Origin of the sequence: Immundisolibacter sp., from assembly GCF_014359565.1 — a bacterium.
Taxonomy (GTDB): domain Bacteria; phylum Pseudomonadota; class Gammaproteobacteria; order Immundisolibacterales; family Immundisolibacteraceae; genus Immundisolibacter.
In genome coordinates this window covers 102,052-112,722 of sequence record NZ_JACIZD010000007.1, presented here as the reverse complement: position 1 = coordinate 112,722, position 10,671 = coordinate 102,052, and the positions used below count along the sequence as shown (strand labels likewise).

General features: G+C 68.0%; 11 protein-coding genes. 5 read left to right on the top strand and 6 right to left on the bottom strand.

Annotated features, from left to right (window positions below; all coding sequences use genetic code 11):
• Positions 1–176 precede the first annotated feature (176 nt).
• The 5 genes from H5U26_RS10095 to H5U26_RS10075 all read right to left on the bottom strand — a co-directional run bounded on the left by H5U26_RS10095 (position 177) and on the right by H5U26_RS10075 (position 5,442).
• A complete protein-coding gene (locus H5U26_RS10095; RefSeq protein ID WP_290619238.1) occupies positions 177–785 on the bottom strand; it encodes a hypothetical protein in 609 nt (202 codons plus the stop codon).
• 77 nt (positions 786–862) lie between these two features.
• Positions 863–2,035 carry a DUF1887 family CARF protein gene (locus tag H5U26_RS10090; protein ID WP_290619235.1) on the bottom strand — a complete coding sequence of 391 codons (1,173 nt, stop codon included), beginning with the start codon at positions 2,033–2,035 and terminating at the stop codon, positions 863–865.
• Between the two features lie 3 nt (positions 2,036–2,038).
• Positions 2,039–3,193 carry a CRISPR-associated ring nuclease Csm6 gene (csm6, locus tag H5U26_RS10085; protein WP_290619233.1) on the bottom strand — a complete coding sequence of 385 codons (1,155 nt, stop codon included), beginning with the start codon at positions 3,191–3,193 and terminating at the stop codon, positions 2,039–2,041.
• A 52-nt stretch (positions 3,194–3,245) separates the two neighbouring features.
• Positions 3,246–4,238 (bottom strand): CRISPR system precrRNA processing endoribonuclease RAMP protein Cas6, encoded by a 993-nt coding sequence (gene cas6, locus H5U26_RS10080; protein ID WP_290619231.1) that lies wholly within the window; start codon positions 4,236–4,238, stop codon positions 3,246–3,248.
• Positions 4,239–4,452: 214 nt separating this feature from the next.
• On the bottom strand, positions 4,453–5,442 hold the full coding sequence (locus H5U26_RS10075) for a dihydrodipicolinate synthase family protein (protein ID WP_290619230.1): 990 nt from the start codon (positions 5,440–5,442) through the stop codon (positions 4,453–4,455).
• A gap of 95 nt (positions 5,443–5,537) precedes the next feature.
• On the opposite strand from H5U26_RS10075, the gene H5U26_RS10070 reads away from it, so the two are divergent.
• From H5U26_RS10070 to kdsB, 4 genes are read left to right on the top strand one after another with little or no spacing between them, the layout of a single operon-like run.
• Complete coding sequence (locus tag H5U26_RS10070) at positions 5,538–5,936, top strand: DOPA 4,5-dioxygenase family protein (RefSeq protein WP_290619229.1); 399 nt, start codon at positions 5,538–5,540, stop codon at positions 5,934–5,936.
• Complete coding sequence (lpxK, locus tag H5U26_RS10065) at positions 5,933–6,982, top strand: tetraacyldisaccharide 4'-kinase (RefSeq protein WP_290619228.1); 1,050 nt, start codon at positions 5,933–5,935, stop codon at positions 6,980–6,982. The genes H5U26_RS10070 and lpxK overlap by 4 nt, the downstream gene beginning before the upstream one ends.
• Entirely contained in the window at positions 6,921–7,100 is a 180-nt protein-coding gene (locus tag H5U26_RS10060; RefSeq protein WP_290619226.1) for a Trm112 family protein, read from the top strand. The genes lpxK and H5U26_RS10060 overlap by 62 nt, the downstream gene beginning before the upstream one ends.
• Positions 7,101–7,108: 8 nt before the next feature.
• Positions 7,109–7,873 (top strand): 3-deoxy-manno-octulosonate cytidylyltransferase, encoded by a 765-nt coding sequence (kdsB, locus tag H5U26_RS10055; protein WP_290619225.1) that lies wholly within the window; start codon positions 7,109–7,111, stop codon positions 7,871–7,873.
• A 317-nt stretch (positions 7,874–8,190) separates the two neighbouring features.
• On the opposite strand, the gene H5U26_RS10050 is transcribed toward kdsB, so the two are convergent.
• Complete coding sequence (locus tag H5U26_RS10050) at positions 8,191–8,931, bottom strand: proteasome-type protease (protein WP_290619224.1); 741 nt, start codon at positions 8,929–8,931, stop codon at positions 8,191–8,193.
• A 350-nt stretch (positions 8,932–9,281) separates the two neighbouring features.
• On the opposite strand from H5U26_RS10050, the gene H5U26_RS10045 reads away from it, so the two are divergent.
• Complete coding sequence (locus H5U26_RS10045; protein ID WP_290619222.1) at positions 9,282–10,664, top strand: amino acid permease; 1,383 nt, start codon at positions 9,282–9,284, stop codon at positions 10,662–10,664.
• Positions 10,665–10,671 lie beyond the last annotated feature (7 nt).

Sequence of the window (10,671 nt, the reverse complement as noted above, 5' to 3'; positions counted from 1 at the left end):
CCACGGCGTCACCGCCTCCAGCTGCGCCAGGAAGCGCTCGCGGCGCGTCTGCTTCTTCTTGCCGGCGTACTCGAGATCGGAAAAGCTCGTTTGCATGACGTCTGCTCACCCCCGCTGCGGACCAGGCCGCATTGTCTCAGGACCAAGGTCTCATGCCACCTAGACGTGGGAATAAATCAGCGTTTCCCTAGCGTGCCGTAGCGGTTCATAAGCCACAGCGCACGTTCGATGCGTGGGGCGTTGGCCTCGATCAGCTCCTTCAGTTCAGGCTGCGGGTGCGTGGCCGGAAAGGCGATGGCGAAGGTGGCGGATTCGTTTGCCTGGATGGCAGCATTGGCCTTTTCGCTGAGCTTGGTGTTACCGCGGCCATCGAGCGGACCATAACCCAGGTAAGCGTGCGGACCGACCTTGTAACGCGTTCTTTGCAACTCGGGATGGTAAATCGTTCCTTGCTCCAGATCCTGCCAGCTTTTTAGCTTTCCGGAACCCCACGAATCCAGCCGCAGTCGCACGAGACTCTTGCGCGCCGCGGTCGCGACCTGTCGGCCATTGCGCTCCCAGGTGTCATCTTCCAGCCACGCATGCCCAAACAGCAGGCCTTCCTCGTGGCGCATTTGCTGCACCGCGGAATCGCCATTCGGAAAACCGTGCTCCGCGGCCCAGACCACGCGCCACCACTCGCGCAGCAGGTGCTTGAGCGGCGGCGTGCGCCAGCGGGCACTTTGCTCGCCATCGCCGAGAAAGGCCGGGGTGAGAAAGCGCAGTTGGTATTCGAGTCGTTTCATGCCCGTGTCCGGTAATGGTGGCGGCAATGATGCACGATTGGGTTGTTATGGGCGGATTTCGCAAGCTTGGCGCCGCATCAGCGCCGCACCCACTTGCCGATGGCATCCCGCAGTTGCGCCAGTTCCGTAGCGGCGACCACCGCGATGTTGAGCGCCTTGGCCAGGCGGCGCTCCGCATCGCCCAGCGGCCGATAACTGACCAGCATGCCGCGCGTGCCGAGACCCCCGATGCGGCGGCAGTTCTCGGCGAGTTTGAACAGGGCGTCGTTGGCCTTGGGTGCCTGGGGGCTGTCCATGCGCCCGGTCTTGCATTCGATGACGAACAGGCGGTTGCGGGCCAGAAAGGCGATGTCGAGCTCGTTCCTGACGGCATCGGCATCTTCCACCTGCAGGTTCAGCGCGTCATCGCGCACCCCGAGCTCGGCCTTGAGCCCGGCCAGCGTCTGGAACACGTGGCGCTCCAGCCAGCCGCCCTTGACGAAGTCGCGCGCCACCTCGCTGGCGAAGGTGAGCGTGCGCGCCTCCACGCGCAGCGCGCCAGCTTTTTCGAAATCGCGCAGCAGCGCCTCCAGCGCCCGGCTGTCGGCCTGCTCTTCGGTCAGCTGCACCTGCAGCCGGCGTTTGTCCTCGGCTTGCTGGGCGATCCAGTTCAGTTGCGCGAGCGGCAGCGCCTGGTTGCCGGCCTGCGTCACTAGGGTGCGCAGCAGCTCATCGTAACCGCGCTCATTGGGAGGTCGAGGCGTGCCCTCGGGCAGCGTGAAGCCATAGCCGCGCAGGTAGTGGCGCAGGCGCAATTGCTGCGAAAGCCGCTGCCGGCCGGCTTTGGGCGCCAGCCAGATGACCTCGTCGGTGTCGGCGTCCACGTAGAACACCGCCCAGTTGGCTGCGGTGGCCACCGACTGCGCCGCCAGGGCCATGAGCTTGGTGCCGCCGGTGACGTTGAGGGCTACGGACCGGCCCTCGTGATCGCTCGCCACCTCCAGCAGGACGGCTTCGAGGGCAGCGGGATCGTGCTCGTTGGGCAGCTCGCGCCGGCTGGTGCGCACGCCGGTCTCGCGCAGCACGGCGTCCAGATCGTCCGCGCGCCGTTGCATCTTGCTGCTGACCAAGAGCACCACCGCCTGCGGCTTGAGCGTCGGATCGAGCGCCGGCAACAGGTTGGCGGCAGCCTGGTCGGAGACCAGGCAGACGTGGACATCGGGAGGCTGCATGTCGGACGGATCGGGTATCGCAGCTTGCGGCGCGGTCATGACTCAGTCCTCCCGGATCTCGATGGCCTGCGGGGCAAGCCCGAGGCGGTAGACCTTCGGCCGGCCCTCGCCCTCTATGAGGTAGGGCGCCGCAGCGCGTGCGCCCAGGGCGTTGCGCAATGCCGCGTTGACGCGCGAGCGGCGCTCGTCGAAATCGCGAACGGACAGACCGTACCGGTAGCGTTCCTCGACCGCGGTATTCAAGCCACGCAGGCGGTCGTACTCGGCGAGGTACTCGCGCGCGTAATCGAGATTGGGGCCTGTCTCGAACGGCCGCCGCAAGCCATCGAGTCCAGCACGGGCCCGGCGCGCGAACCACAGCAGAAAGGCGAGGTCGGCCGGCGGCATCGGCACCTCGCAGCCGCCGGCGAGAAGGCGCGCTTCGTTCACGTCGATGACCAGGCGCGGCGCGCCCAGGCTCCGATTGAGCGCCGCTACCGTGTCGGAAAAGCGCGCGGCCCCGGCCAGCAAACGGTCCGGCAGTCCGTCGCGCAGGCGCACGAAGGGGATCTCGGCCAGGGTCACCTCGGCCTGGTGGCAGTCCAGCGGCTGCGGGCTGGGGCCGAGCGTGTGGATCACCCGCTCGCCGGGGCTGGGGTAGTAGAACAGCGGGTGTGACTCGAACGGCGGCGACACCAGCACGTGCGACAGCCGGTCCTGCGGGCGGCCGAACAGCGACAGCGCATAGCCCAGGTAATAGCCCATGGTCTTGCGCCCGCCGGCGATCGACACGTGCAGCGCGCAGTCGGGGTCGGCGGTGAGGGCGCGCACGGCCTCGGTCAGCGCATCGGCGGTGGCGTCGTTGTCGGCCTGGCTGCGGATGTCCTCCAGCGGCTGGCCGGCGCCGTCGCGGATGACCTCGATGCACTCGGCATCGAAGCGGATGTCCGGCAGGCCGTAGTCGGCCCGCAGGCGGTGGAACCAGCCCGGCTCCTGCGACAGCAGGTTCAGCCGCGCGTGCTCGGCGCCGCGGGCGGTGGTGAGCAGCCGGATCTGGGTCGGCAGCCACGGCGGGTCCGCCCGGATGGCCAGCGCGTAGAGCGTTTCGGTGACGATCTGCGGCGACAGACCCGTCACGGCCAGCAGCACGCGGCGGGGAAAATCCGCCGGCAGCGCAGGGGCGATGCACGCATCGGGGGCGGGGGCGTAGGTATCCATGGCCGCAGTATCTGTCCCCTCCGCTGCCATCTGCCGGCCCGGCAAGCTTGCGTCAGGCGGCACTGAGCCGGTAGCGGCCGAGGCCCATCACCGCACCCTTGCCGACATGCGTCCACTGGCCAAGCCACAGGTAGGGCCAGAACGGCTCCAGGCCTGCCGTGGGCAGCGTGAGCGTCCCCACCAGGCCACCCATCTGCAGCAGCGCATCCTGGCGGGAGGAATAACGCGTCCAGTCCTGCCAGCGCAGCTCGGTGGCCTGCCAGTCGATGAGTTCCGCCGCCTGTACCAGGCCGCGGAAGTCGGTCTCCAGCGGCGCGTCGGTATGGAAGTAACTCAGCAGCGACACCCGCCGCAGCAGGTGCGAGAAGAAATCCCGAAACCGCAGCCGGTCGGCCGTGACCAGACCGTTCTCGACCTTCAGCCGCAGCGGCGTCAGCAGCCCGATCTGCAGCGTGCCGCCCGTGGGCGCTGGCGGCGCAGCGGCGGTGGGTTCATGCATCGCCTCCAGGCCGGCGCCGGGGCGATAAATCTCCACCCAATCGCCGGCTGACTGCTGCGCCACGGCCTCCAGGACATAGTGCCCCGCACCCGTTGACGCTCCGGACCCGACGCCGGTCTCGCCGGCCCGCCGCAGCGCCTCGATGAAATAGGGCAACTGCCCCCGGCTTCGGCCGAGGAGCACCAGATCGAGGCCAAACGCCTCGCCCGGGGCCACGTCCCGGCAATCCGGCCACGGCTCCACCACGAACGGATGCGGCGCCGCCGGGTATTTGCGCAGCTTGGCCGCGTCCACCGGCGGCGGCGTCTCGAACACATAGGGATAAACGCAGGAGCGGTACAGCAGGCAGCCGGGGCAAGTGGGCTCGCGCGTCACGCAGACCGTGCGCTTGAGTGCATGCCCCAGCACTCCGCGCCAGGCCGAACCGGCGTAGGCGGGCAAGCGGACCGGCGTTTCGGCGCGTAAATGCAAGCGATAGCGGGTCAGCGGCAGGCGCGGCGCCTGCCCGATGCTGGCTGGATCGATGGCGTCATCTGGCGCGCTCATGAGTCGGCGGCATCCGCTCCGATGGTGACCAAAAAAACACTTGATTGGCCCCAGTGTGCCATCGCCAGGACACTACCAGCCGTCAAGGTCGTGGATCAGACCACGTCAGGTGCGACGCGGCCATGAACGGCAAGCTTGCGCCATCCGGTTTTACGACCACCACAGATCGGGGGCGCGGCCGAACGCCCCGCCCTTGGCTTCAGTATCGCGCGCGTCAAGCCGCCTTCAGGTCTTCCTCGACAATGGCGCCGGCACTCAGCAGCGCGTCCCGAATGCGCTCCTTGGTGGCCTCGTCGCAGGTCGGCGCCAGCGGCGGGCGGCACACGCCCATCCTGAAGCCCAGCAGTTCCATCCAGTACTTGATCGGCGCCAGGGCGTAGGTGTTGCGCGTGACCAGCGGCGTCATGAACACCTCGGTCAGCAGATCGCGCATGGGTTCGAGTTCGCGGTAGATGGGCAGCGCCTCGTTGAAGTTGCCGGCATTGGCCAGTTCCACCAGCTCGAAGAAGCGGTTGCGCTTGCGCCCGTACATGACCACTTCCAGCGTGCCGAAGATGCACTGGGCGCCGTGCACGATGCGGTCCCACAGATAAAACGATTCCATCGGCTCGGTGACCACGATGCGGTCGCCGCACAGCTTGCGCAGGGCGATGCTGTCGGCCGGGTTGCTGACGCCGTTCTTGATGCCGACGATCATCGGCAGGTCGGCCAGGCGGTTGATCAGGCCGTGGTTGAGCACCACGCCGGCGGTCGGCGTCTGGTAGAGCACGATGGCCAGCGGACTGTGGTCGTTCAGGTACTTGTAGTAGCCGTAAAGATCGGCATCCGAGCGCAGCTGGATGACCGGGTTGATGACCTCGATCAGGTCGTAGCCAAGCTTGTCCAGGAATTTGGCCTTCTCGATCACCGTGAACGGCGACGGATCCAGAATCACCGAGGTCAGCATCATGCGGCCGCGGTTGGCGCTGGCGCAGATTTCCGTGTAGCGGTTCCACTCGGCCGGGGTCATGTTCCAGCCCTCGGCCATGTTGCCGCCGGTCATCAGACCGTAAAGGCCGATCTGGGCATATTTGTCGACGTTGTAGGCAAGACCCGCCTCGTCCAGGCTGAAATCCGGCTTGAACGGGGTGGTCGGGGCGTTGGTGGAACCGACCATGTGCTGGCGGGCCCACTGCTTGGCTTCCTTGCTTGTGTACTTGGCCATCGGGTTTCTCCTCTAGAACGGGAAACCGCATGGTATAGCCGGTGGCCGATAATCGTCGCGGCGGATTGCGGCGCTGATCGCGATACCGAAAAAGCATGGAGATCGAGGCTATGCAGGAATTTTCAGTCGTGCTGCCGCAAACGACGGCCGAGTACCACGCGCACGTGTATTTCGACCCCGCCACGCGCCCGGCGGCGGCCTGGCTGCGCGAGGAACTGGAGCGCCGCTTCCCGGTGCGCATGGGCCGCTGGCGCGAGCAGCCGGTCGGCCCGCACAGCAAGCCGATGTATCAGGTGGCCTTCGGGCCGGAGCTGTTCGGGCAGGTGGTGCCGTTTCTGATGCTCAATCGTCAGGGCCTGGACATCCTGATCCACCCCGAGTCGGGCCTGGGCCACGCCGGGGACCACGCCGTGCGCTGCGCCTGGCTGGGCGACAAGCTGCCGCTGGACATCGCGTTTCTGGAGCGCATCGACGCCGGCGAGCTGCCTGCGTGAATGGACTCACCCGGCGCCTGATCGAGCGCAGCTGGCAGCGGCGCTGGTGTCTGTGGCTGCCGCCGTTCCCGCTGCTGCTGGCGCCGGCGGCCCTGTTCGGCGTCGCGGTGGCGCTGCGCCGGGGTCTTTATCGGCGCGGTCTGCTGCCGCGCACGCGCCTGCCGGTGCCGGTGATCGTGGTCGGCAACATCGGCGTCGGCGGCAACGGCAAGACGCCGTTCACGCAGTGGCTGGTGCAGCTGCTGCAGGACCACGGCTACCGGCCGGCGGTTCTGAGCCGGGGTTACGGCGCCCGCAGGGGCCCGCGGCCGCTGCGCGTGGATGCGTCGCTGGGCGCCGCCGACTGCGGCGACGAGCCGCTGCTGCTGGCGCAGGTCACCGGCGTGCCGGTGTACGTGGACGCCGACCGCGCCCGCGCCGGGCGCCGCGCCATCGCCGACGGCGCCGATGTGCTGGTGTGTGACGACGGCCTGCAGCATTACCGCCTGCGGCGGGACATCGAAATCGTGCTGGTCGACGGCCAGCGACGGTTCGGCAATGGCCTGCCGCTGCCGGCCGGGCCGCTGCGGGAGCCGCGCTCGCGCCTGGCCGAGGCGGACTTCGTGGTGGTCAAGGGCGACGGTGCCGCCGGCGAGACCCGCATGCGCTTCGTCAACTTTCGCCTGCGGCGCCTGCAAAACGGCGCGCTGTTCGAGCCGGCCACCTTCGCCGGGCGGACGGTGCACGCCATCGCCGGCATCGCCGCGCCGGGCGGATTCTTCGATCAGCTGCGCCGCCTCGGCATGACGGTGATCGAGCATCCGCAGCCGGACCACGCCGTCTTGCGCGCACAGACGCTGGATTTTGGCGACGATCTGGCGGTCGTGATGACCGGAAAGGATGCCGTAAAATGCCAGCCGTTCGCCCATTCGCGCTGCTACGCGCTGGATTTCGACGTCCGGCTCGATGATGCCTTCGCCGCCCGCCTGCTGGAGAAACTCGGCCATGGACAAGAAATTGCTCGACATCCTGGTCTGTCCGCTGTGCAAGGGCCCGTTGGTGTATGACGCCAAGGCGCAGGAGCTGATCTGCAAGGTCGATCGCCTGGCCTACGCCATCGTCGACGACATTCCGGTGATGCTGATCGACGAGGCGCGCCAGATTCCGGCCGAGCTCGAGCTGTAGGCCCGCGCATGGACTTCACGGTCATCATCCCGGCCCGTTACGAGGCCACGCGCCTGCCGGGCAAGCCGCTGGCGGACCTGGGCGGCCGGCCGCTGCTGCAGTGGGTTCACGAGCGCGCGCTGGCCAGCGGCGCGGCGCGGGTGGTGGTGGCGACCGACGATGCCCGCATCGAAGGCGCCGCGCAGGCCTTTGGCGCCGAAGTCGTGATGACCTCGCCCGAGCACCGCAGCGGCACCGATCGCATCGCCGACGCGGCCCACCAGCTTGGCCTGCCGGACGATGCCCTGGTGGTGAACGTGCAGGGCGACGAGCCGCTGATGCCGCCGCCGCTGATCCGCCAGGTGGCCGCCAATCTGGCCGCGCATCCGGCCGCCGACATGGCCACCCTGAGCCAGCGCATCCTGACGCTGTCGGAGCTCGCCAGCCCGCACGTGGTGAAGGTGGTCTGCGACCGCGAGGGCTATGCGCTTTACTTCAGCCGGGCGCTGATTCCGCAGCCGCGCGACGGCATGCCGGAAGCGGAACATCTGGCCGACGCGGTCCCCGGCTGGCAGCGGCACATCGGCATCTACGCGTATCGCGTGGGCTTCCTGCGCGCCTTCGTGCACTGGCCGCCGGCTGCCATCGAAAGCACGGAAATGCTGGAACAGCTGCGCGCGCTGTGGAACGGCGCCAGCATCCACGTGGCCGAGGCCTGCGCGCCGGCGCCGGTCGGCGTGGACACGCCCGAGGATTTGGCGCGCCTGCGCGAGCGGATCGCCCAGGGCGGCTGACGCCGCACCTTGGAGTGTTGGCCCTCGCCGCCCCGTGGCGGCGGCGCCATTGTGAAAACGGCCCCATCGTGGGAGCGGCGCCCCCGCCGCGAATCCTCGGGCCACCCATTCGGCCCGAGGGCGGGCCTCCCACGCTGGAGAAGCGCGAAATCCAACAACCGGCTTCGCCAGGTCACCACGACTCACGGGGCCGGCAGCAACACGCCGGCCGGCAAGCCAGGTCCAAATCCCTTCTGCTCGGTGAGGTGGCACCCGTCACCGCACCCGTGCCTGAAATCGCAGCCCCGTGCTGCCCGCAGCAGTGCCGCAGTTTCGGCTCAGGTCGCGCCCAGCTCCCACTCGAAGCGCGGCAGCTCCAGGAAGGCCCGTTTCAGGCCCTCGTTCCAGCCCTGCTGGACGCCCATGTACAGCGGCGAGTCGCCGGCCAGAGTCAGGCGCCGGCTGACGCGCAGCTCACCGGCCGCGCAGATGGCCACATCCAGCGGCGGTCCGACCGAGATGTTGGCGCGGATGGTCGAGTCCAGCGACACCAGCGCGCAGCGGGCCGCGTCGTCGAGCGTGGTGTCGGCGGCGATGATGCGGTCCAGGATCGGCTTGCCGTACTTGGTCTCGCCGATCTGCAGATACGGCGTTTCCGGGGTGGCGCTGATGTAGTTGCCCTGCGGGTAGACCAGACAGATTTCGTGGCCGGCGCCCGCCACCTCACCGCCGATGATGAAGCTTGCCTCGGCGCTCACGCCGCTGCGCTCGAGCGCATCCGCGTGTTCCTTCTGGACGCAGTAGCTCACGTCGCCCAGATGCTCGGCGGCCTCGAAGACGTCGGCGACGGCGCCCAGACCGACGCCGGCCGGGTCCTTGAACTCGCGCCGCAGGCGGTGGATCACCGCCTGGCTGGTGGCCAGGTTGCCGGCACTGAGCACCACGAACACCCGCTCGCCGGGCCGCTCGAACACATGCATCTTGCTGTAGGTGCTGACCTGGTCGACGCCGGCATTGGTGCGCGAGTCGGATGCGAACACCAGGCCGGCGTTGACCTTGACGCCGACGCAGTAGGTCATGGGGGGGTCTCGCGCTGAATGGGCCGGGGATTATAGGGAAACGCCGGGGCGCCCGGCGTTTTCCACGGTGCAGGGACGCACCGCCAGAATCAGTGGCTGCACACATGGGTTTTGTGAGCCACTGGAAAACTGTGGAAGCCCGGCTGTGCCGGGCGATCATCGCCCAAGGAGCCCAGCTGTGCCGGGCGATATCGCGCCGCAAAGCTGCGCTACCAGGTTTCTCCAGATGGCGGACGCTGAAAAATCCAGGATGGATTCATTCAGCGCCCCATCGGGAACACCGGTGCTTTCCTTTGCCGGACAAGTCCTGAATCATAGGGTTTTGCCTGTACCGCCAGGGAGCACACACGATGACGCAGGGCCTGACGCGCAAGAAACCCATCAGCGCCGCGCTCGTCAATGGCGAGCATGGCCTGGCACGCAGCCTGTCGGGGCTGGACCTGACGCTGCTGGGCATCGGCGCCATCATCGGCGCGGGCATTTTCGTGCTCACCGGCGTGGCGGCCGCCACCAAGGCCGGGCCGGCGCTGTCGCTGTCGTTCGTGATGGGCGCGGTCGCCTGCGCCTTCGCGGCGCTGGTGTATGCCGAATTCGCCTCCACGGTGCCGCTGTCGGGCAGCGCCTACACCTACACCTACGTCACGCTGGGCGAGTTGCCGGCGTGGATCATCGGTTGGGACCTGATCCTGGAATACGCACTGGCCTGCGCCACGGTGGCGATCGGCTGGTCCGGCTATTTCCTGCGCCTGCTGGCCGGGCTTGGCATCACGCTGCCAGCGGAGCTGGTCGGCGGCCCGATGCAGGGCGGCTACATCAACCTGCCGGCCTTCGGCGTGATGCTGCTGATCAGCGGTCTGCTGGCGCTGGGCGTGCGCCAGACCAGCCTGGCCAACGGCCTGATCGTGGTGCTCAAGCTGGCCGTGATCGGCATTTTCCTGTACGCCGCCGTGCCGCACGTAGAGCCGGCCAACTGGCAGCCGTTCATGCCGTTTGGCTGGGAGGGCGTCATGGCCGGCGCCGGCTTGATCTTTTTCGCCTACATCGGCTTCGATGCCGTATCGACCGCCGCCGAGGAAGCAAAAAATCCGCAGCGGGACATGCCGATCGGCATCATCGCCTCACTGGTCCTGTGCACGCTGATCTACATCGCCGTCACCGTGGTGCTGACCGGCATCGCGCCGTACACCTCGCTGAACGTATCGGACCCGATTGCCTTTGCCCTGTCCCGGGTCGGCGAGCGCTTTGCCGCCGGTGCCACGGCCATCGGTGCGGTGGCCGGCCTGACCTCGGTGCTGCTGGTGATGATGTACGGCCAGACGCGCGTGTTCTACGCCATGTCCCGCGACGGTCTGCTGCCCAAGGTCTTCTCCACCGTGCACCCGCGCACGCGCACGCCGGCGCGCACCATCCTGGCCACCGGCCTGGTGATCGCCATCGCCGCCGGCATGCTGCCGATTCACGAAGTGGCGTCGCTGGTCAACGTCGGCACACTGGCGGCCTTCATCATGGTGTCGGTGGCGGTGCTGTATCTGCGCCGCGCCCAACCGGACCTGCAGCGGCCGTTTCGCACGCCGTTCATGCCGTGGGTGCCGATCCTGGCCATCCTGTCGTGTGGTTATCTGATTGCCAGTCTGGAGGCTGTGACGCTGTGGCGCTTCGTGATCTGGATGCTGATCGGCGTGGTGCTGTATTTCGCCTATGCGCGCCAGCGCAGCGTGCTCGGGCACGCCTGACGCGACA

Bases quoted from the DNA above. Each gene is read 5' to 3' on its own strand.
- H5U26_RS10045 (WP_290619222.1), top strand. From the start codon at position 9,282: ATGACGCAGGGCCTGACGCGCAAGAAACCCATCAGCGCCGCGCTCGTC.
- H5U26_RS10095 (WP_290619238.1), bottom strand. From the start codon at position 785: ATGAAACGACTCGAATACCAACTGCGCTTTCTCACCCCGGCCTTTCTC.
- H5U26_RS10050 (WP_290619224.1), bottom strand. From the start codon at position 8,931: ATGACCTACTGCGTCGGCGTCAAGGTCAACGCCGGCCTGGTGTTCGCA.
- cas6 (WP_290619231.1), bottom strand. From the start codon at position 4,238: ATGAGCGCGCCAGATGACGCCATCGATCCAGCCAGCATCGGGCAGGCG.
- csm6 (WP_290619233.1), bottom strand. From the start codon at position 3,193: ATGGATACCTACGCCCCCGCCCCCGATGCGTGCATCGCCCCTGCGCTG.
- H5U26_RS10075 (WP_290619230.1), bottom strand. From the start codon at position 5,442: ATGGCCAAGTACACAAGCAAGGAAGCCAAGCAGTGGGCCCGCCAGCAC.
- H5U26_RS10060 (WP_290619226.1), top strand. From the start codon at position 6,921: ATGGACAAGAAATTGCTCGACATCCTGGTCTGTCCGCTGTGCAAGGGC.
- H5U26_RS10090 (WP_290619235.1), bottom strand. From the start codon at position 2,035: ATGACCGCGCCGCAAGCTGCGATACCCGATCCGTCCGACATGCAGCCT.
- H5U26_RS10070 (WP_290619229.1), top strand. From the start codon at position 5,538: ATGGAGATCGAGGCTATGCAGGAATTTTCAGTCGTGCTGCCGCAAACG.
- kdsB (WP_290619225.1), top strand. From the start codon at position 7,109: ATGGACTTCACGGTCATCATCCCGGCCCGTTACGAGGCCACGCGCCTG.